The 26919-nt window shown below is 58.5% G+C and carries 19 protein-coding genes; 9 read left to right on the top strand and 10 right to left on the bottom strand.

Translation table 11 applies throughout. From position 1 onward, the window contains the following. Positions 1-405 precede the first annotated feature (405 nt). From GAO09_RS03260 to GAO09_RS03250, 3 genes are read right to left on the bottom strand one after another with little or no spacing between them, the layout of a single operon-like run. A complete protein-coding gene (locus GAO09_RS03260) occupies positions 406-3882 on the bottom strand; it encodes an ATP-binding protein (RefSeq protein WP_153352588.1) in 3477 nt (1158 codons plus the stop codon). Then, the gene (locus tag GAO09_RS03255) at positions 3882-5147 is read right to left on the bottom strand and encodes a metallophosphoesterase family protein (protein ID WP_153352587.1); all 1266 of its coding nucleotides are present in this window, start codon (positions 5145-5147) and stop codon (positions 3882-3884) included. Before GAO09_RS03255 ends, GAO09_RS03260 begins: the two co-directional genes overlap by 1 nt. Before the next feature lie 57 nt (positions 5148-5204). After that, positions 5205-5693: a gluconokinase gene (locus GAO09_RS03250; RefSeq protein ID WP_153352717.1), complete on the bottom strand. Its 489-nt coding sequence runs from the start codon at positions 5691-5693 to the stop codon at positions 5205-5207. Positions 5694-6028: 335 nt separating this feature from the next. Here GAO09_RS03250 and GAO09_RS03245 point away from each other — a divergent pair, with 335 nt between their 5' ends. Beyond that, on the top strand, positions 6029-7123 hold the full coding sequence (locus tag GAO09_RS03245; RefSeq protein ID WP_235937888.1) for a sensor histidine kinase: 1095 nt from the start codon (positions 6029-6031) through the stop codon (positions 7121-7123). A 5-nt stretch (positions 7124-7128) separates the two neighbouring features. On the opposite strand, the gene GAO09_RS03240 is transcribed toward GAO09_RS03245, so the two are convergent. Further along, positions 7129-8250: a glycosyltransferase gene (locus tag GAO09_RS03240; protein WP_153352585.1), complete on the bottom strand. Its 1122-nt coding sequence runs from the start codon at positions 8248-8250 to the stop codon at positions 7129-7131. Between the two features lie 5 nt (positions 8251-8255). Continuing rightward, positions 8256-9767, bottom strand: a complete 1512-nt coding sequence (locus tag GAO09_RS03235; RefSeq protein WP_153352584.1) for a GumC family protein — start codon at positions 9765-9767, stop codon at positions 8256-8258. A gap of 150 nt (positions 9768-9917) precedes the next feature. On the opposite strand from GAO09_RS03235, the gene GAO09_RS03230 reads away from it, so the two are divergent. After that, positions 9918-11234, top strand: a complete 1317-nt coding sequence (locus GAO09_RS03230; RefSeq protein ID WP_153352583.1) for a VpsF family polysaccharide biosynthesis protein — start codon at positions 9918-9920, stop codon at positions 11232-11234. Here the strand turns inward: GAO09_RS03230 and GAO09_RS03225 are convergent. After that, a complete protein-coding gene (locus GAO09_RS03225) occupies positions 11183-12628 on the bottom strand; it encodes a glucosamine inositolphosphorylceramide transferase family protein (RefSeq protein ID WP_153352582.1) in 1446 nt (481 codons plus the stop codon). The genes GAO09_RS03230 and GAO09_RS03225 overlap by 52 nt on opposite strands. A gap of 198 nt (positions 12629-12826) precedes the next feature. Between GAO09_RS03225 and wecB the strand changes: the two genes are divergently transcribed. The 3 genes from wecB to GAO09_RS03210 are packed head-to-tail and all read left to right on the top strand — an operon-like array spanning position 12827 to position 16102. Continuing rightward, positions 12827-13978 (top strand): non-hydrolyzing UDP-N-acetylglucosamine 2-epimerase, encoded by a 1152-nt coding sequence (wecB, locus tag GAO09_RS03220; RefSeq protein WP_153352581.1) that lies wholly within the window; start codon positions 12827-12829, stop codon positions 13976-13978. Beyond that, complete coding sequence (gene wecC, locus GAO09_RS03215) at positions 13971-15305, top strand: UDP-N-acetyl-D-mannosamine dehydrogenase (RefSeq protein ID WP_153352580.1); 1335 nt, start codon at positions 13971-13973, stop codon at positions 15303-15305. Before wecB ends, wecC begins: the two co-directional genes overlap by 8 nt. Further along, a complete protein-coding gene (locus GAO09_RS03210) occupies positions 15302-16102 on the top strand; it encodes a WecB/TagA/CpsF family glycosyltransferase (RefSeq protein WP_235937887.1) in 801 nt (266 codons plus the stop codon). Before wecC ends, GAO09_RS03210 begins: the two co-directional genes overlap by 4 nt. A 16-nt stretch (positions 16103-16118) precedes the next feature. Here GAO09_RS03210 and GAO09_RS03205 read toward each other — a convergent pair whose 3' ends face one another. Then, positions 16119-17570, bottom strand: coding sequence for a lipopolysaccharide biosynthesis protein (locus tag GAO09_RS03205; protein ID WP_153352579.1), 1452 nt, complete (start codon positions 17568-17570; stop codon positions 16119-16121). Positions 17571-17701: 131 nt separating this feature from the next. On the opposite strand from GAO09_RS03205, the gene GAO09_RS03200 reads away from it, so the two are divergent. Together GAO09_RS03200 and GAO09_RS03195 are read left to right on the top strand one after the other, a co-directional pair. Beyond that, the gene (locus tag GAO09_RS03200; RefSeq protein ID WP_153352578.1) at positions 17702-18811 is read left to right on the top strand and encodes a glycosyltransferase family 4 protein; all 1110 of its coding nucleotides are present in this window, start codon (positions 17702-17704) and stop codon (positions 18809-18811) included. Continuing rightward, on the top strand, positions 18802-20121 hold the full coding sequence (locus tag GAO09_RS03195; protein ID WP_153352577.1) for an AMP-binding protein: 1320 nt from the start codon (positions 18802-18804) through the stop codon (positions 20119-20121). The genes GAO09_RS03200 and GAO09_RS03195 overlap by 10 nt, the downstream gene beginning before the upstream one ends. A gap of 9 nt (positions 20122-20130) precedes the next feature. Here GAO09_RS03195 and GAO09_RS03190 read toward each other — a convergent pair whose 3' ends face one another. Continuing rightward, positions 20131-21384, bottom strand: a complete 1254-nt coding sequence (locus GAO09_RS03190) for a glycoside hydrolase family 5 protein (protein WP_153352576.1) — start codon at positions 21382-21384, stop codon at positions 20131-20133. 208 nt (positions 21385-21592) lie between these two features. Between GAO09_RS03190 and GAO09_RS03185 the strand changes: the two genes are divergently transcribed. After that, positions 21593-23416 carry a heparinase II/III family protein gene (locus GAO09_RS03185; RefSeq protein WP_235937886.1) on the top strand — a complete coding sequence of 608 codons (1824 nt, stop codon included), beginning with the start codon at positions 21593-21595 and terminating at the stop codon, positions 23414-23416. A gap of 105 nt (positions 23417-23521) precedes the next feature. Continuing rightward, the gene (locus tag GAO09_RS03180) at positions 23522-25255 is read left to right on the top strand and encodes an alpha/beta fold hydrolase (RefSeq protein WP_209018584.1); all 1734 of its coding nucleotides are present in this window, start codon (positions 23522-23524) and stop codon (positions 25253-25255) included. Positions 25256-25291: 36 nt separating this feature from the next. Here the strand turns inward: GAO09_RS03180 and GAO09_RS03175 are convergent, their stop codons facing one another. Beyond that, positions 25292-26497, bottom strand: coding sequence for a GTP-binding protein (locus GAO09_RS03175; RefSeq protein WP_153352573.1), 1206 nt, complete (start codon positions 26495-26497; stop codon positions 25292-25294). 167 nt (positions 26498-26664) lie between these two features. Beyond that, complete coding sequence (locus GAO09_RS03170) at positions 26665-26847, bottom strand: hypothetical protein (protein ID WP_153352572.1); 183 nt, start codon at positions 26845-26847, stop codon at positions 26665-26667. Between the last annotated feature and the right edge of the window lie 72 nt (positions 26848-26919).

Genomic DNA, 26919 nt, shown 5'->3' with positions numbered 1-26919 from the left:
GTTTCTGTGTCGCATACGCTTATGAATTTCTCAGCAGAAATTCTGACCGTTAGAATATACATCATGTACATTCACAAAGGCCCGGAAAGTAATTCCGCGCATGCCGTGAGATTTTCCGATCCGTCGATCAGGAAATATGTCGAAGACGAGCTCTATGTAGGGCGCTATACGAAATGTGTCCATAAAAAAATCCCATTTGACGTGATCACGGATGGGTTATGGATGCGATATGCTTTGTGGGGGATCCGCCGTAAGCCTCTGCCCCATAGGGGTTTTCGGCGGTCGTGATGCCTGCGCGAAGCAGGGCATTCTGCGTGCGGTTTTGACGCGCCGAAACAGACCGGTCATGCCGCCTTACGCCGTCTGGAAGCACGCGACGGCATCCTTCAAGTCACGCAGAGTCTATCAGGGCAGCTGATGGATCTTTACTTGTGGCACTACAGTTTTAGCGATGTCGCACAGGTGTCTGTGGTGGGTGAGGTAAATCACCTGACCAACCTTCGACATCTCGCCGAGCAGGCGAAAGACCTCTTCCGAGCGCTGGTCGTCAAAGCTTTCCATGATGTCGTCGGCGATGAAAGGAACCGCAGGCCGAACGGCTGCAAACTCCTCGTAACCCGCCAGACGCAGCGCCAGATAAAGCTGGAACTGCGTGCCGGTGGACATCTCCTTGGCGAGCTTGGAGCCGCCATCCCGCGATACGCCGATAAGGATTTCGCTGCTTCCGTCGATCTGTGTTGTCAGCCCGGAATAATTGCCGCCTGTGATCAGGCTGAAGGCTTCCGAGGCGCGGTTCATCATCGAACTGCGATGTTTTTCCCGGTAGATATGCAGGGCCTGTTCTGCCGCCAGAATGCCGGTTCTGAGCGTCAGGTAACGCGTTGCCACATCCTCGACTTCGAGAAGAACAGTGCGCCTCTTGGCCTCGATCTGTGCCACCGCATCGTCACCGCCGACAGCATCCAGCTTGTCTTTGGCGCGGGTCGTTTCCGCATAGAGTTCACGTGTCCGATCGGTCAGGTCAGCGATACGGGTGGAAAGCTCTTCCGCTTCTCTCTCAACGCTACCAGCATCGATCTCAGCCAGTGTTCGGGTGGCATCGTCGAAATGCGCCACCTGCAGGCTTTGAGCGATTTGCGCCTTCAGTTCGGCGATGCGGGCTTCGATCCTGTCGCGTTCTCGCGCCTGTTCCAGAAAGCTTTCGACTGCGGCCAGAGTGTCGGTGCCGAAATAGGCGGTAATCCTGGTCTTCTGCGCCTCATGCACGGCCAGCTCGCCGGCCAGCTCCATCCGCTCGACCCGCAGTTTCTCGAGGTTTTCGTGTCGTGTCGTGCGCGCCTGCTCGTCGCGCGTGGCAGTTTTCAACCGGTCGAGAAGCTGCCCTGTAATTACCAGCGGGTCATCCATACTACCGTCATCATCCAGCTTGCGCAGCAGAGCTGAAACCTCGTCGCGGAACTGCGTTTGGTCGCGCTCCATCGCATAAACGCGCTGGGCCAGATCCTGCCGATCCTTCAAGATCGCAGGCAGTTTCGATAGTTCCGACAGCATTTTCCCGATAGCGGCAACGGAATGTGCATGCTCGGCCAGCCAGGTCTTCGACAGCACCTGCTGCCATGCGTCCTGCCAGCGATCCGCGCTGAGCTGCGCGTCTTGCCGGGCGCGCTCGCGCTCGGTGATATCGCGGGAGAGGTCGGCTGTGGATTTTTCATGTGCCGCGCGTTCATGTGCGCCCGCCTTGATGCGCGACAGGAAATCGCTGGCGCCCCGAGCCAATTCGACCGGCGTGAGTTGGTGAAGGCCGCGCGCGCCTGCCTCCGACAAGGCGGCGTGCAATACGCCGCAAATGCCGTCGAGCTCTTCGCGAACATCGATGATATCCGCCTGCGCCTGCTGCACTTGCTCCCAGGCGGACAATGCTTCCGCCCGACGTGTCGTCCAGCTTTCCAGAGCCGCGATGCGGTCCAGAGCATTCATTTCGATCTCGGACGCTTCCGCCAAAAGCGCGCCGATCTTTTCGGACAGCGTCGCATGTTCGCCCTCCGCCTCGGCCAGCAGATCACGCTGGTATTCTATCCCGGCTTTGTTTTCAGCCGTCTTGCGCGTCAACTGCCGCAGTTCTGCCAGTTCGTGGGCCCGTGCCAGCCGTCCCGCCGAGACACCATCATCGCGGTGCATAGCTTCCTCGAAAATCCGTGCCGTCCGGTCGTCGAGTTTTGTCAGATGCGTCTGCCACGCGTCATCGCGCTCCCCGCGTGCGGCCTGTGCCTCGGTGTCATTGATCGCACCACCGGCATGGAAGGCGGCAAGGCGCGCCTGCATCGATACCTGTTCCGTTTGCAGTTCGCGAAGGCGGGCCTGATGATCGCTCAGACGTCGGTCTGTCGCAATCGCGTGAGCGCGCCATGTCTCGATCTGACGGGCGTCGGCTGCGCGCGTCGCCGCGAGCGCATTCATGTCGCCTGTCCAGGGTGACAGCATGCCGATACGGTTTTCGAGATTGCGCTGCAATTGCGTGCGGCCGCGTTCCTCCAGGGCAAGCCGCGACGGCAGATCGGATGAGGTCAGCCGCGCCAGTGCCGTTTCAAGCCGATCCAGCGTGAAATCGTCAAGGGCTTCGCCTGCTGCTGCCTCAATCGTTTCCCTTTCCCGCAACCGCTCCAGTGCATCGCGGCTGCGCTTGAATTCGCGTTCCGCTGTCGAAAGCTGCACATCGATACCCGAGCGCTTTTCAATCAGATCGCGGATGATCGCGGTTGTCGATGCCGGCAGTAACAGCGCCTCGGCATCGTCATGAGGCGGCCGTTCGAGATCTGCCAGCAGACGTGCCAATGCGCCATCCTGCTCGGCCAGAGACTGTCGACGCTTGGGCAGATCCTCGTCAGCGGCACGGAATCGGGAAATTCCGTCGACCAGCTTTTTTTCATGAACGGCAATCAGCCGCGCCTCTTCGTCAACGGTCATGCCGTCGATCTCGCGCTGAACCTGTTTGATGGCCCGATCTTTTTCCTTCAGCAGCGCCTGCAGCCGTGTTTCGTCACGCATAAGCTGCGGCAGAAGTGTAAACCATTCGGCCGGGGGACGTGGAAGTTCGGCCTGATTGGACGGGTCTGCTTGCAGTCGCGCCAGTTCCAGCGAAAGGGGCAGGGCGGTCAGAATACGGTTCAGACCGCCATGGCGGGTGCGGGCCTCAGCCAGTTCGGCGGTGGCGCCGTCATAGGCGGTTTTCGCGGTCTCGTGGGCCGAGTTGAGGCTGCTATAGGCCGTGGCGAACGTGTCGATCGCATTGCGCTCGGTTTTCAACGTTTCCAGCGCACGTTTCAGTTCGGCGAGTTTTGTCGAGGAGGAGCGCTTCTTGTGAAAGCCCGCAGCCTCTTCGCCTGCTGCCGCCAGGGCTTTGCTCAGACCCGCAAGACCGGAACTGGCGGAAAACAGCAGTTCGCCAAGTTCGCCTTTGCTCTGGATGATGGCATTGCCGCCCTCCGCCAGCGAGGCGTCGTCGAGCGAAAACATCGTACGATAGGCATCACGCGTCACGCCGCCCAGCGCACCGACCAGAAGCGCATCGTTGACCGGCGAGCCACTCGCGTCGATCAGGCTGCCGCTGCGCTGCTTCAGCCGCGCCAGTTCATGTGCCGCGTCATCGATTTCCAGCTGCGCGCCTATTCGCATCGCGCTGTAGGAATGCAGGAAATTGTAGGGTGTCTGCGTGTGCATGCCGAACAGGAGGTCGAGATAGGCGGCGAGCATAGTGGATTTGCCGGCCTCGTTCAGGCCGTAGATGATATGCAGGTCCGGCTGCCCAGCGGTGACCTTGCCGAAGTCGATCACGTGGTCGGTGAACTTGCCGTAGCGTGTCAGGTCCAATCGGTTGAGGCGCATCACTGTTCATCCCGCTCTGCACCGCTGAGGCGCGCCGTCATGTCGTCAGTGCCTCGCGCCATGAGGTCGTCGACAAAGCGATTGAAGGCTACTTCGTCATCGCCGGCAAAATGGCGGCTTTCGGCCGGCAGGTCTGCCAGCATTTCCCGTACCATGTCGCAGATGCCGTCGCGAAAGCTGGGGCGGACAATCACGTCCGAGCGCATCAGATGGCCAAGCTCGATCACCGGATCGGCCGTTGCCTGTTCGGTCTCACCGGGCGGGCGCACATCCAGTTCCAGTTTTTCGATCCAGGTATCACCCAGACGCTCACCGCGCTGCTCGGCTTCGGCCAGCATGAGGTCGATATCGCGTCGCAGACGGAAGGAGAGTGGGGTTTCGCCGAACAAACGAAGGCGCGCCACAAGGTGTTGCGAAGCCGTTTTCCCGCGCTGTGCGGCAAGAGCGGTTTCGATTGCCGCCGCGGCATCGCGCCATTCGGTCAGTGCTGTCAGATCGACGGGCAGGCGCTCGAACTGGGCGATGCTCGTCAGCCGTTCTTCGACGACCACCGTAAGATCATCGGCAACCGTTACCAGCGAGACGGTCTTTTCACCCGCCTCGTTGATGTCGCGCCCTTGCGGCATGCCGGGCATGATCACCGTGCGGGAGCCAGCGTGGTCGGTTCTCTGGTGGATATGGCCAAGCGCCCAGTAGTCGAAACCGGAGGCATGCAGGTCGGCGGTGCTGCAGGGGGCGTAGACATCGTGACCGGGCGCGCCGGCAAGGCTGGTATGCATGATGCCGATATTCACAGCACCTGAGACCGGCGGCCTGTATTTCGGCAAAAACGAATCCGGCGCCTGCTGCTTGGAAAAGCTCAGTCCGTGAATGGCGACGGCAAGCCCGTTCGCCTCAATTTCAACGACCTCCGCCTTTCCGCCAAACACCTTTACGCTCGGTGGCAGGACCAGTTCCTGTGTGATGCGCGACAGCGCATCGTGGTTGCCGCGAATGGTGTAGACCGCAATGCCGGCCTGGTGCAGTCGCTCCATCTGTCCGGCCAGAAAGCGGGCGGTTTTCATAGAGGTCTGGTCGCCGTCGTAAAGATCGCCGGCAATCACCAACGCATCGACCTTTTCATCGAGGCAGAGATCAACGATCGCGACCAAAGCCTGCCGGGTCGCGCCGCCGATCAGTTCGGCCAGCTCTGCATTGCGCAGGGCCAGCGAACGAAGCGGGGAATCGAGGTGGATATCGGCGGTGTGAACAAAGCGGAAGGGCATGAAGTGACTCGCAAAATCTGCGGCACTATAGGCCGGAACTGCCCCGGCATGCCAGCTTTACGGCCACTTCAGTTCGGCCAGCTTCTCAGCAGCTGCATCGGCGATGGCTTCCGGAGTGGCATCGATATCGACGGTCACGACGCCATCTTCCTTGTCAGGCCGCTCAAGCGTCGCCAACTGTGTCTCGAGCAGGCTCAGCGGCATGAAATGACCGGCGCGATGACCCATGCGATCGGTCAAGAGTTCTTTAGAACCATCGAGGAAAACGAATGCGAGCTTGCCGCCGGCCGCCTTGCGCAGTCGGTCGCGATAGATCAGTTTCAGCGCTGAGCAGGTGATGACGACGCCGGTTGATGCACTCTCCGCCAGGTGCCCGCCGATGATGTCCAGCCAAGGCCAGCGGTCTTCATCGGTGAGAGGCGTACCTTTCGACATCTTCTCGACATTCGATTTCGGATGCAGTTCGTCACCTTCGACGTAAGGCAAACCCAGCGTCTCGGCCAGCAGAATGCCGACGGAGCTTTTGCCGCTGCCCGACACGCCCATCACGATCACCGGCCCCTGAAATGTCTTGCTGGTCTGCTCTGTCGCCATCTTACGCTCATTCCATTTATCGAAACTGTGTTCGGGGTGGACGGTAAAACCATTTCTCCCGATCTGACGGCGGGAGAGAACCGATGTTTGTCTCCAAGGTCAATAGTGCGGCAACGTTCTGCTTACCATTTTTGCGAGTGCAGCTTGCCGATCACGAAATGTTTTGTCTTGCTAATGAATGTAACTGTGCGATTTTGCGATATGTGTTTCACACCTTGTGCGGGCAAGGGGCTGACGTGATGAGTGAAGGGCAAAATCGAGACCGGCGACGGACACCTCTTGGGCAGTTGACCCAAGCGGTTGCGCGCCTGGCCGGTGCCAAGACTGCCGATGAGGTGGTGGATATCGTGCGAGCGACGGCGCGTGCGCTGGTCGGCTGCGAAGGCATTGCCATCATTCGCCGCGACGGTGATCTCTGCCACTATATCGAAGAGGATGCGATCGGGCCGCTCTGGAAGGGGCAAAAGTTCCCGATGTCCGCCTGCATCAGCGGCTGGGCCATGCTCAACAGGCAGACGGTTGTCGTGCCGGATATCGCGCTCGATCCCCGAATTCCTTACGAACTCTACGAAGAGACTTTCGTTCGCGCGGTTTTGATGACGCCGGTGCGGCGCGACGATCCGATTGCAGCCATCGGAGCCTATTGGGCCGCGACCTATGAGCCGAGCGAGGAAGAGATCGAGGTTTTCGAAGCGCTCGCGAGCGCCACGGCCACCGCGCTCGAGAATGTCCGTCTGATTTCGGCACTGAAGGATGCCGTTTCGGAAGCCGAACTGGTGCGCGATGAACTGCGCCACCGGGTCAAGAACGCCTATATGGGCGCCCAGAGCCTTGCCCGCCTTACCCTTCCGAGCGAGCTTGGCGTCGAGTTCAACGGCCGTATCTCCGCCTTGGCACGCGTTCACGAACTGCTGGACGAAAAGATCGAGGATAATGCGCGCATCGATCTGCGCAGCCTGATCGAAATCGAGCTTGAACCGTATATGATGCCGGACCGGCAGACGTTTTCATTGACCGGCACGTCGGTTCCATTGCAGCCCATGCGCGCCACCGCGCTTGGCCTCGTCATCAACGAACTTGCAACGAATGCGCTCAAGCATGGTGCGCTTTCCGTGCCGAGTGGCCGTGTGGAGGTGGCCTGGATGGTGGTTGGTTCGGAGCTTAACCTGCTATGGGCGGAAATGAATGGGCCGCCTGTTGTGGAAAGCGCCTTGCCCAACCAGGGCTCCGGCCTCATCAAACGGTTGGTGGAGCGGCAATTGAACGGCAGAATCGACCATGTTCTCCTGCACGCCGGAGCACGTTGCCAGGTGACGTTTCCAATCGAGGCCGGAAGCCTGAGGGAAAGCGTTGCGAGTTCACGCGGCGTAGGTCTGCGTTAGGCGCCTTACCGACGTTTGAACAAGGCCTCGTAACGATCACCGATAGCCTGCTCACCAAAATCATTCGCTCGTGAGCGCAATAGTGCGGTCTCGATTGGATGCTCGAGCGTTTTCTCGATAGCCGCAGCCAGTGCGCCAGCATCGCCGACAGGCACCAAAGCACCATATCGCCCATCGGCCAGAATTTCGCGCGGTCCGTGCGGCGCGTCGGTCGAAACGACCGGCACGCCTGCGCTCATGGCTTCCACCAGTACATTGCCAAATCCTTCGCTTCGCGAAGACAGCACGAACAGATCGGCAATCGCGTAGCAGGCGGCGGGGTTGCCGACATAACCGGCAAACAGGATTTTATCCTGAACGCCCAATTCTGCTGCGTGTTTTTCCAGTTCGGAGCTGAGGGGGCCATCGCCAAAGATGACAAGCCTTGCCTGTCTTTCGGGGGCGAGCCTGGCAAATGCTGCGATCAGCGTCCGGTGGTCCTTGACCTCGACCAATCGGCCGAGCGTGATGATGACAGGTCCATGACCCATGAGGGAAAGACGATCACGCCATAGGGCGTCGTCCGTCGGGATTGCCGGCATGGCGGGTATCGGATTGCCGATGACCGTGATTTTTTCCTCCGCAAAGCCACGGGACCGAAGGTCGGAAGCGATTCCTTGGGATACCGCGATTGCGGTTGTCGATCGTCGCGACACTATGCGGGATAAAAGCGGCGCCAGCCGGCTGCCGAGACTGTCGGCTTTCAGCGAGCCGGCGGCATGGAAGCTGGGAAAAAAAGCTGCCTTTCGAGCCGTCAGCGTCAACGCTAGGGCGGTCAAGACATTGGCGAATTCGAGGGCGGAAAACACGATGTCAGGCTCCAGCCGGCGCCACACCGGAAGCGCCCGCAGAAAGGCCCTGATGGTTGCGATTTTTCCGAATTTTTCGCCATGGGCTCGGAAACCGAGATCGACGATCTTCACTGGCGATGACACGTGTTGCGCATTCGGGCCGGAGCCGTCCCAGACCAACAGGCTGACATCGTGACCACGCCTTGCAAGTTCGTTGGCAATCAGCACGCAGACGCGTTCGGCGCCGCCTCCACGCAATGTGGGCACGTGGATGACGATGCGTTTTGCCTCCGTCATCGGCATCAGTAGGATAGCAGACTGCGGGACGGTTGGCGCAGGTCTAGAAAGATACCGCGTGCAATTGCTAGGCCGGTGCCGATGACAAGCCCGGCCATCATGCCAAGCACGAAAAGGACCGTGGTGCTTGGCGGCCAGGAGCGTCCGGAGGGTGGAAGGGCCTCGGAAATCACGCGGACATTGGTGGTGTTGATCTGCTCGCGCTCGGTAATTTGCCGGGTCCGCGACAGGAAGCTCTCATAGATTGCTGCTTTCGACGTGGCGTCGCGCTGCAATTCGCGCAACTGCACCTGCGACTGGTTGTCGTTGAAAGCCGAACCCTCCAGTTCCGTCATCTGCGTGCGCAAGGTCGTCAAGGCGGAATTGGCCTTGTCGAGTTCGGATTTGGCCGCGTTCGTGGCGCGTGTAAGTTCGCTGCGAACCTGATCGCCCATGGCGGTCAACTCGGCCTGCATGCGAACGATGGAAGGATGGCGATCACCATAGACCATGCGCAATGCTTCGACCTGCTGGCGAAGTGCGCTGGCTCTATCGAGAAGCAAGGCAAGGCCGCTTGGAACCGCAAGCTGATTGCCGACCGCATCAGTCCCCACCTTCATCAGGGCGTTGTAACTCACTTGTGCGTCGATGACGCGCGTGCGGGCCGCGGCCAGCTGCGTGTTGAGTTGGGTGAGCGACAGGGAACTCACCAGTTGCCCGTCCTCGCCAGCCGTCAGGTTATTGGCGCGGCGATAGGCCTCAACCTTTTCGTCTGCGGCCAGAACATCGCGTTTCAATTGACCCAGCCTCTCGTCGAGAGCCGCTGCCGCCCGCCGTGCGCCATCAGCATCGGCACGGGCTAGTTCCTCCTGAAACGCCTGAACGATCGCCTTTGAAATGGCGATCGCCTTATCAGGCACTTCTGAAGAGACAGACAGATGGGCGACGAAGGACCGATCATCGGCCGTCACCGATACCTTTTTTTGCAGGCTCTTGATTGCGACGAGTTGCGCATCAGGCGCCTCTGCCTGCTTTCCCGTCAATCCGGAAAGCAGGCCAGGTTTTGGCGGTTCATAAAACTCCTGATCGTCGGCAAGTTTCATAGTCTCGACCACACGCGCAAGTACGTTACCGGATGTCATGATACGCATGCGGTTGACGACCGTCAGCAATTGCCCGTCGATCTGGCCCGGCTGGGAGTAGAGGTCGTTCGTGACGACCTGCAGATTGGCAGGATCGATCAAGACATCGACGGTGACCGTATATCGCCGCGTTGCCATCATGCCGTAGGTTGCCGCAAGCACACCGCCGAAAATCATGAAAACGACGATGAGCTTCAGCCCGTCCTTCAGCCAAACCAGCAGGCGTCGCAAATCCAGTTCAAGGAAATCGGCGACTTTCTCCAGCGTGACAATTTGTGCGGGCTGCGGATCATTTGGTCGCGACACTTCGCGTGGGAAATGTCTATCGACGTGTCGAATAGCCGCCTCGCGGTAGCGGGCGCTTGGCTGCTCATTGCGATCCATGCTGGCGGACATCGAGTTAACGCCTTGTTTTTCAGAATGGCGTATTTTTAAACAGCGGCGGGTTAAGGTTTCATTCCAGATGAAATCAAATATTGATATCCCAAGGCGATTTTCTGAGCTTCATTCGTTTCCGTTCCCGGCAAGAAAACTGCGCAACAACTGATGAAACAGGCAGCAGGAAAACTCGATTATTCGCCTTCCCAGGCCGTTGACCTTCAAGGCAACGCAATTGCCATCCTGTTCTTTTTACTTGTGTCCGGCGTCTTGTTGTTTCGCTTGCTGATGACGTCGCCATTAATGAACATGGTGGTGCCCTACACCAGCGAGGGCGGGGCATTTTATGCGAAGTTCCACCTCGGGACATACCTGATCATCGCGTTATTGTCGGTTTCCCTCTTCACGCGCAGGATCTCACTGCGCGGTGACGATATTGCTCTCTTCCGTTTTCTGATTTTGCATGCCGGCCTTCTGGCAGGGCTGATGATCTACGTGATTGCGATCTCACGGATCGGAGCGACCGGCATTCTCGTCGATACCTATCTGGCAGCCTGTCTTGTCGCCATTTTGATGATGACGCTGCCCCATCATGGTCGCCGCCTGTTGGGCACATTGTTCGTAATCGTCCTGACCGCCAGCGCTCTTCTCGCGATCGGCGAAGCTGTCGTGCAACGCCGGCTCATGCCGTTCACGGAAAGCGAGCCCTATTTTCGCGCCACCGGTCTCACAGGACATCCGCTGTCGCTTGGTGCCTATTGTGTGCTTGCAATCGGCTTTGCTCTTCTGACGCGATGGCCGATCTGGGTGAGGCTTGTTACGGTCGCTCTGATATTCTTCGGTTGCGTTGCTTCGGGTGCAAGAACCGCGCTTGTTCTTGCCTCTCTGGAAATCGTACTGCTGCTGTTCCTTGTACGTTGGCCCAAACTGTCCGAGCGGGATGAGCGAAAAGCGAAACGGCTCGCTTTCCTGGTGGCGGCAGTCATGGGAGGTGTTCTGTTCGCAGGCTTGCTCGCCGGGGGCTTCCTAAGCCGCTTCCAGGGCGCTTCGACGGACGGCAATTTCATGGCTCGTATCGATATCTATCGGATATTCGGTTTCGTAAGCTGGAAGGACATCATGCTTGGCATGAGCCCTCAGATGCTGCTGGAAACGGTGCGTGAGAAACTGCGGCTCCCCTATATCGAAAGCGCGCCGGTCCTGATCGTGCTGCAGGCGGGATTGCCGGCCGCAATCGTGCTTACCGTGATCGTCATCCGCCTGATCCTGCGGCTTTTGCACGGCGCGGCAATGCCGGCGAAGATTGCGACGGCGGTTTTCCTGATCGGGGAACTCTCGAACAATGCACTTGCGACGAAGAACGGCGATGTCATTCTGCTTTTCGTGCTGATCATGGCATTTCGCGCGCGGCCTGGAGAGATTGCCGCACCACGTCAAGGACTGCTGTCTATGGTTTCCAGCCGCCCGCTGCGCGTCAGGGTATGAATTCCAGCGCCATGCCAGGCCGGGCCTGAGGCGATGGGCGCGATCTCGCCGAGCACGACGTCCTCGTCGTTGAGCAGCATCACCTCGCGAAGGCCAAGACCGCCGCCATATTTGAGCGTGCCATCCTGAACCGGCAGGAATGTCCTGTCCTCGATTTGAATGAAATTCCCGCCAGGGCGGGCGCCGGCGCGATCGATCAGGATGGGGTTGAGCGGGTGCGGCTGCCATGGTCCACGAAGATTGGCCGCGCTGTAAACCATCAGTGTGTCGGAGGCGCTGCCCCCGCCAAAGCGTTCCGTTCCGAACATCCAGAATTTCCCGCCATGTTCAAGAAGTGTTGCATCGTTGAAGCATCGCGCTTCAAGAATGACGGTATCGCGCACCCATCGATCCGGGAATTCCTCTGCCCGATACAGCACGACCTCGTTTGCACCGCCGCTTTCCGGGATCATGAAAATCGAGCCTTCGTGTTGGAAGACATTTGGATAGGACAGGTGATGCGGTTCTTCCAGTACCCTGCGTGGTGGATCGAAGCTGCCGTCCGGTTTCAGTTCGGTAACGGAGATGATGCCGCGGCCGAGAGCATAGGGAAATTCTTCGACGAAGAGGTAGGATCGTCCCTTATGGTCGAAGGCAAACGGGTCCGCATAAAAGCGATTTCCATCGTCCGGCAGAAGCATGAATGGCGGGCCATCGAGCTTTCGGCTTTGTGCAATACCTGCGCCGTCGATCAAGCGATAACCCGTCTGCCAGTAGAAGGATTTTGAGCCGGGTTTTAGCTTGCGCAATCCTCGGCTGGCCAACCCCTGCAGAAGGTCACGTCCATACCCGATCAAGAATGGACGCGATGGCGTCGGCGCAACAGGTTCCGGAACCGGCTCCAGCTTGCCGGCGAAGAAACGTTTTACGCACGAAATGATCAGGTTCTGGCAGGAGACAAGCACATCATTACAGTCCCGCGACAACCAAACCCGGTCGCCCAGCATCGGCCGTGCCACAGCGACGACCTGGCCATTCACTCTGGCAACGATTTCCGGTGCTGAATTTGTCACGGTGCGAAGTCTGCACAAACCTTCTCCTAAACAGTAAGCGCCGGCGATGGAGAGTGTCAGCATCGACGCCGCGCTTTGGGGTGAACCACCGCCGGTCAGGTTAATAACGAGATCAGCCTCGGCAAAGGAAACCGGGTTCAATGGTGGGGCGGCCAAGGCAAGGCACCCATCAAACTTTCTGGCCTCTGCATTGAGAACAGCATCCAGAAAATACGGTTGTTGGCTCACCTCCTGCGACAAGCTGACCCCGATTGCGCAATTCAGAACACCAAGCCGCTCCAGCAACTCGTGTTCCCACAATCGTGCGTTTGCCGCATGGCCAATCAACAGCAATGTTTTCATGACGTCGATTGTCTCCAGACTTCGGTCGAATTGGTTTTTATCGTTCACTTGCCCGACTGTCTTGGTTAATCCTGTGTTAAAATCTGTTATTTGATCATGTATTTCGAAGCATCGTTAAAATGCCGGAAATAAAAGCAATCCGCCGTCAATCTATTGCGATCATGTTCCGCCCCATGAAGCTCAATGGGTGGGGTGGATATGCAGAAAAGCTCGAATGAAGGGCGTCTGCCGAAACGGCGATTGTTGATCGTTTTCGGTACTCGACCTGAGGGTCTGAAATGTTTTCCGGTGGCCAGTGCTGCCCTTGCGCACGAGGCCTTTCACACGGAAATCTGCGTGACGGCCCAGCATCGCGACATGCTGGACCAGATCATTTCGCTGACCGGTCTTCCGGTCCACTATGACCTTGATATCATGCGGCCCGGACAGACGCTCTTCGACGTCAGTGAGCGTGTGCTCAAGGGCATGGAAAGTGTGCTGGAACATGCCAGGCCTGATATCGTCATGGTTCAAGGTGATACAACAACGGCCATGGCAGCTGCGCTTGCGGCGTTCTACAAGCGTATACCTGTGGCTCATATCGAGGCAGGTCTACGAAGCCACAATATAGATTCGCCATTCCCCGAGGAACTGAACAGAAAAATCATCGGCGATATTGCCAAGTGGCATTTCGCACCCACTGCGGAGGCTCGCAATAATCTGCTGGCCGAGGGCAAACCTGCCGACAGCATTCTCGTCACCGGCAATACGGTCATCGATACGCTGCTGCATTTTTCCGGCATGTTGGACAATGATGATCTGATGAGCGCGGAAATGGCCGCGCGTTTCAGTTTTATCGATGTTTCGAAAAAACTGGTTTTGGTGACGGGACATCGCCGGGAAAATTTCGACGGCGGTATCGAGCGCATCTGCAAGGCGCTTAAGGTGCTGGCTGCCCGTGGTGATGTATCGATCGTTTTTCCCGTCCACCCCAATCCGAATGTGCGGAACGTGGTGCGGGCCGAGCTTGCCGACATCCCGAACGTCCATCTGATCGATCCGCAGGAATACCTGCCGTTCCTCTACCTGCAGAAGAAGAGCTATCTCGTGCTGACCGATAGCGGCGGCGTGCAGGAAGAGGCGCCATCGCTTGGCAAGCCGGTTCTGGTGATGCGTGAGAATACCGAACGGCCGGAAGGTGTGGCTGCCGGAACAGCGCGCCTCGTCGGTACCGATGTCGATGTCATTCTGCGCACGGCGACGAACCTTCTGGATGACGAAAGTGCCTACCGAAACATGGCCGAGCGCCACAATCCCTATGGCGACGGCAAGGCAAGCCAACGAATTCTCGAGGAGCTGTCCCATGCCTGAGATCAGAACCGTATCCGTTATCGGCATGGGCTATATCGGCCTGCCGACCTGCGCCATCTTTGCCAGCCGAGGCTTCCAGGTTGTCGGTGTCGACGTCAACGAAACCGTTGTCGAAAAGGTCAACCGCGGCGAGATCCACATTGTCGAACCTGATCTTGATGGCCTCATTCAGAAAGTGGTCGCGCAGGGCGCTTTACGGGCATTCTCGACGCCGCAGCCTGCCGACGCCTATGTCATCGCGGTGCCGACGCCGATCACCGTCGATCTGAAGCCGGACGTGTCTTACGTCCTCGCCGCTGCCCGCAGCATCGCGCCGATGCTGAAAAAGGGCGATCTGGTCGTTCTGGAATCGACCTCTCCGGTGGGCACCACGAGGAACATGGCATCGCTTCTGACCGAACTTCGCCCGGATCTTTCCTTTCCGAGTGACATCAACGGCGACAGTGATGTGTATGTGGCCTATTCGCCGGAGCGTGTCCTTCCGGGCAAGGTGCTGACAGAACTGATCAACAATGACCGCTCTATCGGCGGTCTGTCGCTACGTTCCTCGGAGCGCACGGCGGCGCTTTATGCCAGTTTCGTGGCCGGCGACCTTTTCGTGACCGTCGCTGAAGCGGCAGAACTCGTGAAACTGACGGAAAACGCATTTCGCGACGTCAATATCGCGTTCGCCAACGAACTTGCCGCCGTCTGCCAGGACCTGTCGCTGAATGTCTGGGAGGTCATCGATCTCGCCAACCGTCATCCCCGCGTCAATATTCTGCAGCCGGGACCGGGGGTCGGGGGGCATTGTATTGCCGTCGATCCGTATTTCATCATCGATGCCGCGCCTGAAAGCACCCCGCTGATGCGCTCCGCACGTCAGATCAATTCGCACCGTCCGCATGGGGTGGTAAAGGATATCGAAGCGCTGCTGGAACCGGGCCGCAAGCAGACGGTTGCCTGCCTTGGTCTGAGCTTCAAGCCCAATATCGACGACATGCGGGAAAGCCCTGCGGTCGAAGTTGTGGAGCTTCTCGCCGCGAACCCGGATATCCGCCTCATGGCTGCTGAGCCGCACACACGTTCGCTTCCGTGCGCGCTACAGGATAAGGGCATCATCTTCACCGATGCTCTGACCGCGATCGATGAGGCCGATATCGTCGTGCTTCTGGTCGATCACCGCCAGTTCAACTTCATCGACTCTGAATCCTTGAAGGACAAAAAACTGGTGGACACGCGCGGTCTGTGGACGTGGCGCAAGGCGCGTCGACCGGACGCGCGCATCGAAGGCAAAAAGCACAGCCTGGCGGATATGCCGGCTGTCGAGGTCGGGAGGGCGGCATGAGAAACCTTGCCTTCAAGCAACCCGAATGGATCGATCATCCTCTGCTTTCCGCGCGCGCCATGACCTTTCTCGGGTGCCCGCTGCACGGGTTGACGATGGAAGAAACGCTGGACCTCGCCGAAGAGGCTATGCGCGAGCATCGTCCGCTGCATCATGTCGTGGTCAACGTGGCAAAGCTCGTGACCATGCGCAAGAATGCCGAGTTGCGCGAAGATGTGACCAGCGCCGACATCATCAACATAGATGGTGCCGGTGTTTTATGGGGCGCGCGTCTTTGCGGGCTGAATGCGCCGGAACGTGTGGCCGGCGTGGACATCATGCTCAACCTGTTCCAACGCTGTGCAAAGGGCGGTTACCGGCCCTTCCTTTTCGGGGCTGAACAGGGCGTGCTTGATGCCGTCGCGGCGCGTCTCGCAAAGGATCATCCGGGTTTGACGATTGCCGGCATGCGCAATGGCTATTTCAAGGAGGACGACGAGGATGCCATTGTCCGGCAAATCAACGAAAGCGGCGCCGACTGCCTTTTCGTGGCCATGCCGACGCCGCGGAAGGAACGATTCCTGAAGAAATATCGCACAAGGCTGACGACAAGTTTTGTCATGGGCGTCGGCGGCAGCTTCGATGTTTATGGGGGCAAGGTCAGCCGCGCGCCGCAACTGGTACAGTCGCTGGGGCTGGAATGGCTGTTTCGTATCGCGCAGGAACCGAAGCGCCTATGGCGGCGCTATTACGAAACGAATACCGCCTATGCGTCCCTGCTTGGCCAGGAACTCTGGCGTCGCCGGGTGCATCGGTAAGGCACTGCTGCACGGTTCATCCGATAGCGGTGCGTCTGCCGATCATGGCCTTCGCCTTCGTGAAAACCTGCCTTGCTGCTTGGGGATTGAGGGCGGCGTTCAGTACCAGGAAAACGGCGCCGCCGGCAGTGCCGGCAACCATCAGGCGCACCAGCACGGGCGCGTCGCCGGCCAGAGTTTTCGCACCATAGGCGGTCCCCCACACACAGGCAGAAACAAGGGCGGCTGCCCCGATGGCGCGCCACGGCAGCGCAATCGGGGTCAGGCGCTCGCTGATAACGGCACTGATGACAAGATTGATTGCGGCCGCTCCCATGAGAGAAAACGCGGCGCCGGCCTCGGCCATCGATGGGATCAAGAGCATGGCCAAACCGATATTGGCGGCAGTGCCGAACAGCTTGCTGATGATGAACAGGAGCGGTCGCTTATGGGCATGCACCATGGAACCGTAAACGAAATCGGCAAGATTGGTCAGGAATGCGCCGATCGCGATTGTGGTGAACAGCAGCGTGTAGGGGCCGATATAGGCTTTCGGCAGCACCAGCGCTGCAAGATCGGAACCGATCGCCGAAAGCATGGCAACGACCGGCAGGGCCAATGTGAAGGTAAGGCCCATGAATTGCGACAGGAACGTGCCGGCGGCTGCCGGACCCTTTTCATCGAAACGGCTGACGGTTTCGGGAAACGCACCCATGTTGATGGCGTTGGCGATCATGTCTACTGGCTGCCGTGCCAATGCGTAAGCCGAGGCGAAAATCGCGACGGCACCGGCGTTCTGGTAAAGCTTCAGCATGACGCGTTCGGCATTGGTGAGGCCGAAGCCGACAACAGCGATGGCAATGATCGGCAGGCCGAGAGCCAAAAATTCGCGTTGCGTGAATTTGGGCGGCCCTTTTATGACCTGGCGCCACGCGATGATGTTGGCAATGACGCCTGTCACCAGCATGCCGAGGCTGGATGCGATCGAAATAGCGAGGAAGGAATTGTGCTCGACCAGCATAGTGGCGGCGGGAAGCGCGAGTTGCAGCACGGCACGCAGGAATTCCAGGAAGGAATAGGCCGTATGGCGCTGTTGCATCTGCAAGACGGTCAGGGCGTAGCGCGCAATGGCGCTGGCCAGGAGATACGTGCAGACCGCGATGGAAAACTCGCCCCAGCGTTCAGGAACGATGGCCGCGCTTGCCGCAACCGAAACGACAAGGCCGATCGCGGTAGTCGCCAATACCATGCGGCCGGCACGGACCAAGCTGCCGCTTGCGATTTCGCCCTTGCCACCCAGCCGCAGCAAAGAAACTCTCAGCCAGTTGGCGAAGGCGGTGTCCGTCATCTCGCCGACCGTGACAACAAGCGTCAAAAGGCCGTATTCGGCGGGATCGACGATACGCGTTGCAAGGACGAGAAACAGAAGCGCGGAAAGCCGCGTCAACAGGATCGCCGGACCGTAGATGAGCGTGGATCTGAGCAGCAAAGACGTTTCCCGGAAGCTTTTCGATCTCGACCGAATGCGAGGGCGATATGTCACTGATCGGCTTAACGGAAACCTAGCGTCTATTTCTTAACAGTCTATCCGCTTGAACCAACGCCCGATTGCGAGAAAGCATGCCGAAAAACGCCAAAAGCGGCCGACCATTGAACATACTGGTGGCTACCCCCGCCGGAGGAGCCGGACAAGGTGGTATCGACCGCATCATGGCGGCGCTGAAGGCTGAACTCGACCGGCAGGCGCATGATGACATCCACGTCCGGTTTCTGGCGACCCGCGGTCATGGTTCGATTGTATTTTCGTGGATCTATCTGCTGCGTTTCTGCAGCGCCATCGTGTGGGGACGGCTCCGAGGTGAACTCGATCTGGTGCACGTCAACCTCGCCAGCCGTGGCAGTACCTATCGAAAACTGGTCATTGCGGTCTGCGCCCGCATGATGGGGGTGCCTTATGCTCTCCATTTGCATGGGGCCAATTATCGGACCTTCTGGCATGAAGGAAAAACGCCACTGAGCTGCGCGATATCCTCCATGTTTGCCAGGGCGGCCGGCATTATCGTGCTTGGTAGTCCGTGGAAAAACTTCGTCGAGGACCGGGTGCCGGAGGCTGCCGCGCGGATCGAGATCATCGCGAATGCTGTGGAGGAACCACGCCTGCCACATGTGGGCGGTGGCGCCATTGCCCACATCCTGTTCCTGGGACGGGTGGAGGATCGCAAGGGAATACCGCAGCTGGTCAAAGCGCTTTCATCGATGCGGGGAAATGCAGGTTGGCGGGCAACAATCGCCGGCGATGGCGCAGTCGATGCGTTGCGCAGCGAACTGGAAATGCTCAGTCTCACCGACAGGGTGAACCTGCCGGGATGGGTGGGGCCCGCCGATGTCGCCCAACTGCTCTCGACGGCTGACATTCTCACGCTCCCTTCACTGGCGGAAAATCTTCCGATGTCCGTTATCGAAGCGATGGCTTGTGGGCTTGGCGTTGTGGCGACGCCCGTTGGCGCTGTCGAGGATATCATCCGGCATGAGGAAACGGGGTTGCTTGTCCCTACGGGTGACGAACAGGCCTTGGCGACCGCGTTGTTGCGACTGATCGAAGATAGCGATCTGCGCGGACGTCTGGGGGCGGCGGCGCAGGAATTCCAGCGTGCACATCTGGCAATTGAACCGTACGCGGCGAGGATCTGCGTGACCTGGAGAGAGGCAGCGGGGCGGCGATGGGAATAACGGGCTATCTCAAAAATTCGCTGGCTGAAAATTTCGTGCGACGTGTTCCGGTACTTTATCCGTATCTCATGGATCTTCTGGCACGTTCGGAAAGCATGTCCCTGGAAGAACGGCGGCAACTGCGAGATCAACTGACGGTCAGGACGCTGAAACAGGCAGGCCGTACACGATATGGCCGGCGGACCGGGGCAGCGCGCACGTATGGCGAATGGGCCATCCTCGAAAAAGAAGCTCTGCGCGAAGATAATGCGGCTTTTTCGGCGAGAGGTTTTTTACCGGCTCACCCGGCCGCAACCGGCGGGACAACGGGTGTACCGCTAATGCTGCGGCGCTCCGTGCAATCCGTGGTTTTCGAGCAGGCGGTGATCGACCATCTTGTGCAGCGCAGTTCAGGTCTCGATTGGAAAAAGGCGAGAATTGCCGTCTTGCGTGGTGATACGTTCAAGGATCCGGCAGACATGCGGACACCACACTGGGTGTTGCGTCATGGCGGGCTTCACCTTGCCTGTTCCAGCGTTCATCTCAGCCCCGCAACGATACAGGATTTCATGACGGCGATCCGAAACTTCAGCCCGCAAGTCTTGTGGGTTTATCCATCGGCACTGGAAGCTTTCGTGCGGCTCGGCGCCGAATTCGGGGAGCATTCCGGTCTGTCAGACCTGAAGGTCGTCTTCTCCTCGTCCGAAGTGCTCGATCCCGCAGTACGACAGGAAGCGTCGCGTTTCCTCGATGTTCCGGTTCTGGATTTTTATGGCCAGTCCGAACGGGTCTGCGCATCCTGGAATTTGAACGGCGGTGAACACTATTTTATGCCGGCCTACGGGCGCGTCGAGTTGTTGCCCGCCTACGAGGACGACGCTTTCGGCTTTTATGAGGTCATCGGCACCTCATACTGGAACCCCGCCCAGCCTTTGGTGCGTTTTCGCACCGGAGATCTGGCCAGGGTGCGCAAGGGCGTCGGTGCGGCTGATCTGGAAGCGATCACGCTTGGTCTATTGCCTTTCGAGGGGGTCGAGGGAAGGCGATCGGAATACCTTCTTTCACCAGAAGGCGCGCGCCTGATCGGTATCAACCACATCCCCCGCGGCGTGCCTGATATCGTACAGATGCAAATCGTCCAGACGGCGCTGGCAAAGGTGGAAATCCATGTTGTACCCCTCAAGGGGTTTGGTGCGCAGACTGTCGAGATCATTCTCGGAAATGCGCGCCAAAAGATTCCGGACAATATGGAGATCGACATCAGGATAACCGATCACCTGATTCGGACGTCAAGCGGCAAGACACCTCTGGTATTGCGGCAGATCGGTTGACAATGCGCGCTATTGGCCAGGCGCTCGAGGCAGGCCTATTGCCTGCAAGAGATCGGCATCCGGCTCTGCCTTGCCTTTGGGCTGGATGACCGTCATGCCATAGGGGTTGGAATATTCCCAGATCGACCACGCGATACCGTGCCGTTCCGCCGTTTCGCGCACGGTCTTGAGATAATAAAGCCGGTCAGCATCGTAGGCTCCCGATCGGCCGTCGTCTGTGATGCGAATCGCACCGAACTCGCCCATGAAAAGGCGGTGTGCGGGGATATTGTATTTCTCGGCCCATGTGACGGCTTCACCAATTCGTGCTTTTAGGATCGCCTCGTCCCAACCGTGCCTGAAATACTCTTGGATGGGCTTTTGTAATTCACCGATCTCGTCGTCTTGTTGGCTGACGCTCATGCCCGCGGCCGTCATATGCGCGCGAATACCCTCGATAACCGTTTCGGGTGAGCCGCTTCTGGCTGGCCAGGGAAGACCCGAGAGGAAGCCGCCTTTTTCCTTCGATCTCTGATGGGTGAAGGTAAGCGGGTCGTACATGTGAAAGCTGTAAAAGATGTTCTCATCATCGAAAACAGGGTCGAGATTACCCAGACCGCGCACACCGCCCCCGCAGGCTCCGGTGGCGACAATGGTCAGCGACGTGCTGATCGATCGAATGTCCTTGACCGTCTGGGTCATGATGCGTTGCCAGTCGTCGGTGCCGCTGGCGTCGCATGGATAATAGGCCGGTTCGTTATAGGGTTCCAACGCCACCTTGTCGGTGCCGATCCTGACGAGCATTGCGGCAACAGCCCTGACCATTTCGCGGTAACGCGTCACGCCATCGCTGTCAGCGCCGTCGTAAAGCATCTGCATGCTGTAGTCCGGAACCTGCCCGACGCCGTGCAGATCGAACACAACCTTGAGACCCGTGTCCGTCAGGCGCAGGACATTTTTCGACAGCAAGGCGAGCGTTTGATCGCGTTGATCTGGATCGGCAATCAATGGACCCGGATCAACACTCAGTCGGACGAAGTCGAAGCCGAGTGAGCGGATTTGCCGGAAAGGACCGCCGGCCGGCCAGTCAGACATCTTGCGGTCGCTGGAAAGCCATTGCTCGACACTGCGATAGGCCGGGCGACGATAACGTCTGTCGTCGGCAAGTGGTGCCCAGTTCAGCCACTGATGAACGCCAACACCCCGTTGCAGCTCCAGGGGGGCGGCCGTGCTGAAGGAGGACGAAAGCGCGAGTAGCGCGCAGGCCACGGTCAATCTTTTCATGTTTGCCCCCATCCGGCATATCGCTGAGGGGATATTAACGAAGGGCATGCAAAAGAGAATGACCATACACTCTCAGTTGCAGGAATGGTAAACGCGGCGGGTAGATGATGGGTGGTGGGGAGCGATGACGCTCAATTGGTATATGAACCGGTTGCGCAGCATGGGGCCGGCCGAAATTGTCCATCGGGTGCTCGAGAGATGCCGCAGGATGATATCCCGTCGCGATCGCCGCAGCTGGAGTGCTTATTCGCCGCAGACGTTGAACCGGGTGTTTCCAAACCTGCGTTTGCGGATCACGCATGCAACAGTCGCGCATCGCAAGGCGATAGCGATCGCCGCCGACGGTGTCATGGCAGGAAGGTTCTCGGCGCTTGGCAGGTCGTGGCCGGAACGCTCGTCCGCCGATCTGTTTCCCTCCGATCTCTGGTCTTGCGACCCGGTTATGGGGACGCAGTGGCCCGGTTCGGACACCTACACTTTCGACATCGAATATCGTCATGACGGTTCACATGGGGATATCAAGTATCCTTGGGAAATCGGACGCCTGCAATTTCTGCCCGTCCTTGCCATGCATGGTGTTCTGTCGGGAGACGACCGAGCCATCCGGGCAATCGATGCTGCTGTCTCCAGCTGGCATGACGCCAATCCTCCATTCACAGGCATCGGCTGGTCTTCCGGTATCGAAGTCGCGCTACGTGCCATCAGTCTGATCGTCACCCGCGATATTGTCGGTGATCGCCTGAATGTTGAGACCGGTCAAAACATTGCCCGGATACTGGCGGCGAGTATCTACTGGCTGAAGCGGTTTCCCTCCCGGTATTCATCTGCCAACAACCATCTCATAGCGGAACTCGCCGGCGAATATCTGATCGGGTTGTCGCTCGGGCATCCGGTCGATGAGGTGGAGAAAAACCTCGCCGATGAACTGCTGAAGCAGATTTTTCCTGATGGATGTGGTGGCGAGCAATCGCCCTCCTATGCCGCTTTCAGTGCCGAACTCGTGCTTCTGTGCCAGGCTGCTGCGAGCGAACGTGGCCGAGATTTCGATCGACGGGTGGGTGGGCGCCTAGAGGCATTTGCCCGATTTGTGGAGTGGCTTCCAAAGGCTGCCACATTCGGGGATGATGACGAGGGGCGTGTACTCACTCTTGGCGACGAGGACGATTATCCCGGCTCGGTCGCCGCCGCGATTAGAGGGTTTTTCGGGGGAGAAGGCTTCGTTGCCCCGGGGAGCCCCATTCGAAGCATTGTTTTCGGTGATCCCGTGCGTGGTGCGGAGAAGCCGTTGGGTCTCGGTGTTTTCAAAGATGGTGGTGTTTCGATCTGGAGAAGTGCTGCAGCAGACGAAATGGAGCTGGTCTTCGATCACGGAGACTTGGGGTATCTGTCCATCGCTGCGCATGGACATGCTGACGCGTTGTCCATTGCATTGTCTGTCGGCGGGCAACCTGTTCTGGTCGACCCGGGTACCTGGCTATACGGTTCGGGCGGTATCTGGCGCGACTGGTTCCGGTCGACCATGGCGCACAATACGCTCCACATCGAAGGTGAAAGCCAGAGTGTCATGTCCGGCGCTTTCAACTGGTCGCATAAAGCGAACGCTGTTTTGGTGGGGCAGGAGGAGAGACTGCCTGCCGGGTCCTGGGCGCTGACCGCGCAACACACAGGCTATCAGCGCCGCTTCGGCGTAACGCATCAACGCAGGGTCCTCTACGATCAAGGCAGACTTGTCGTGACCGACAGGCTGCTTGGCGCTGCTCGATCCGCCAATCTCGTTTTCCAGTTGGCGGCCGGGCTGGTGACGGAAATCGATGGGTCCGTGGTGCGGATAAGCAGGGATAATGCCCCGCTACTGGAACTGCGTTTCCCCGGTGGGGACATTTCAGTGGCAAGTGGCGGCTCTCTGCCGGGAGACGGCGGCTGGGTCTCTCCCCGTTTCGGGATCAAGGTTCCGGCCCCGCGCATCATGTGGCGTGGCCCAGTCGGACCGAATGGTGTCGATACCGTCATAGTGCCGTGTCCGAGATTTTAACGGGTCATCTTCAGGATCCCATCCCTGATGGGGCGAATGGTCTTGTAAGCAGGGGGCATGTTTATGGTCATGGCAAGAGACGCTGAAACCGTATCTGATGGGGCAATGCCCGCCGCATTTCCCGTCACGTTTGAAGGAACTGTGGGCTGGTTTGCACCCGCTCGCGATATTGCAAAGCCCGTGGCCGTTCTGTTCGCCAGCCCTTGGGGGCTGGAGGAAATGTGCAGTCGGAAATTTTTCCGTATTCTGTCAGAGCGTCTGGCCGCGATGGGAGTTGCCAACCTGCGCTTCGACTATCCCGGCACGGGCGACGCGCTTTCCGATGATGGTGCAACGGCTGGATTTCAGGCCTGGGTGGACAGCTTTTCCATTGCTGCGGGTCAGTTGAGAAAACTTTCCGGTTGTAAGCGCATTGTCGTCGTAGGCCAGGGGATCGGAGCCGCCGTTGCGATCAAGGCGATCGAAGCCGGTGAGGATTGCGAGGCCATCGCCCTTCTGGCTCCAGTGGTTTCCGGTCGTCTCTACGCCCGTGAAATGTCCGCGATGGCACAGATGATCAATGAAAAGCTTCGGATTGCCCGAGCTCCTGCCGATGGCGGAGGTTTGACAATGGCCGGACTGTCCATGTCGGAAGGTCTTTTTGATGACATCAGGAAAATCGAGCTTGGCAAAGTCATGGCTTGCCCCGTTGGACATGCGCTTGTCTTTGCCCGTGCCGAACGCCCCTCGGATGGTGCCTTTGCAAAACATCTGGCAGCGCTTGGGGTTGACGTATCCGAAGCCCCTTTCGATGGATATGCGAAGCTGACGACTAACCCGACCGTGGCAGTGGTGCCGGATGCCGTTGTCCGCGATCTGATGAAGTGGGTGGCTGATATTTGTCCCGATGGCGTACCTGCCCGAGAATTGAAACTGGAACCGGAGCCGGCTGCGCCACACGGCGATGATAAATTCGTTGAGCAGCCGATCCGCTTTGGCAAGGGTGGGCGGATGCTCGGTATCGTGTGCCGGCCGTCATTCGCGACGACTAAGAGCCTCGTTCCCGTTATTCTTCTCTCGTCGGGTTACGACCGGATGTCCGGTTGGGGGCGATCGTCCGCAAGATTGGCACGGGCGCTGGCGCAGCAGGGTATAATCTCATTCCGCTTCGACTGCGCCAATGTCGCGGACAGTCCTCCCGTGCCCGGGTTGAACGAGCAAGTCCTGTATGACGTCGCGCAACTGGATGATGTGTCGGCAGCACTCGATTTTCTAGGCGAACAGTTGCCAGGCACGCGTTTCGTCGTGGCCGGCAGATGTAGCGGTGCCTATGTGGGCCTGCAAGCTGCATGGAGGGATGATCGCATCACGGCTGTCGTTGCCGTCAACCCGGAAGTCTTCGAATGGCAAGCCGGCCGCTCAGTAGAGGATGCTCTGGATAATCCGACGCAATCAATGGATCATTATGTCAGCAATCTGTGGCGGATTTCGACAGGAAAGCGAATTCTGCGTGGCGAGATTGATTTGCTCGCCAAGGCGAGACAGGTGAGCAAGTCTCTCGTGCGTCGTTTCTCACGCCCGTTGGTCTGGCCGACCGGGGGCATGACGAGGCGGGAGCGGATTGTATGTGCCGGCTTTCGTGTGCTTGCCCGGCGACGTGTGAAGGTGACGCTGCTTTACAGCCCCGGTGATATCGGGCTGGAAGAGTTCGGTCATTTCTTCGGTGCGGGCGGGCGGCAACTTTCGCGCTTTGCCGATATGAACTACGCGGTGGTGTCGGGGGCGGATCATAACTTTACACCGGAGCAGTCACGCAAAGCCTACCTGGATGCCATTGTCGAAATGGCCAGCCTGCCATAAGCGGGCTGACTGTCGATGAAGCTGCGAATGGCAGGGTTAGCCGGAACTTGCGTCCCAGCGCACAAAGGGATCAGGCAAATGCTGCCATAGTTCGGGCTGGAAATCGGGGCTGTCGACAAGACAATCGTCGAGTTCGGCTCTGATGGCGGCCTCGCTCATGGGGTCTGCTCCGATGAACACGATTTCCTGCCGGCGATCGCCCCAGAGCGGATCAAGATAAGGTTTCATCACCTGCATGAAAGCCGGATCCTGCGGCCATTGCAGTTTTGGAACGGACGCCCACCAGCGGCCCATTCTTTGCGTGCGAACCAGGGCGCCCGCCTGACTCATTTCGCCGACGTCGTGTGGGCGGGTGGCCAGCCAGAAAAACCCCTTTGCGCGAACCACGCCTGGCCACGAACGATCGATGAATGCCTTGAAACGTGTGGGATCAAAAGGATTTCTGGCACGATACACAAAGCTGCGAATGCCGTATTCTTCTGTTTCCGGTATGTGATCGGCAAATCCATTCAGTTCCTTGAACCACAGTGGATGGGTCTCTGCCTTGGCAAAATCGAAACGGCCGGTCCCCAGAACAGCTGTCAGCTCGACATTCCCAAAATCGGTCTCGATGATCTGAGCGTCAGGGTTGAGCGCGATAATGATTTTGCGTGCCGCATCACCTTGTGACGGTGTCGCCTGGCTGATCTTGTTGAGCACGATCACGTCCGCGAACTCGATCTGCTCTACCAGCAGATCGACGAGCGTCCTGTTATCACCATCGCCAGTTGTGTCTCCGCGATCGGACAGCAAATCCACTGAACCATAATCTTTCAAAAGATTGGCGGCATCGACGACAGTCACCATCGTATCAAGGCGGGCGACATCAGAAAGACTTTTGCCATCCTCGTCCCGGAAATCGAATGTGGCCGCAACAGGCAGGGGTTCAGCGATGCCGGTGGATTCGATCAGCAGGTAATCAAAACGGCCCTGTTCGGCCAGATCACGCACTTCTTTCAGGAGATCGTCGCGCAGAGTGCAGCAAATGCAGCCGTTGGTCATTTCAACCAGTTGTTCCTGCGTGCGTGACAAATTCGCACCTCCGTCCCGCACCAAGGCGGCGTCAATGTTCACCTCGCTCATGTCATTGACGATCAGCGCGACGCGCAAGCCGTCTCGGTTGGAAAGAATGTGGTTGAGCAGCGTCGTCTTGCCGGCGCCGAGGAAGCCCGAAAGTACGGTTACGGGAAGTTTTGATTTCATGTTTTCACCAGGTTTCAGCAATTATAATGTTATAACATTACATTACTACGAAGTGTCAAGCTGTAGGTCACTGCACGCACAAAATCCGCGCACTGCCTATCGACTCAGATGGTGGCTCAACTCATGATCGACGAACGCAAACGAACCCGGTTTGCCGTCTTCTGCAGTCAGGGCGTGGGTGTGCCGACTGTCATGCCGCTGGGATCGCCGGTGATATAGAAATATGCGAAAGCAACGAGAAACGCGGCGATCACGCCGCCAATGATAAGCGCTTTTCGCATCCAGGGAGGGGTCTGGCGTGGCGGTTTAGGCGCTTCTTTTTTGCGGAACTTGATGACGTTGTCGTTCATGGCTTTGTACTGCTTGCGCTGAAATCAGTCTTTAGTCATAAACGAGCCGATACGGCGACGCCATTGCGTCGC

Source organism: Endobacterium cereale (genome assembly GCF_009617585.1).
GTDB classification, from domain to species: Bacteria; Pseudomonadota; Alphaproteobacteria; order Rhizobiales; family Rhizobiaceae; genus Neorhizobium; species Neorhizobium cereale.
This window is presented reverse-complemented; position numbering and strand designations above follow the sequence as displayed.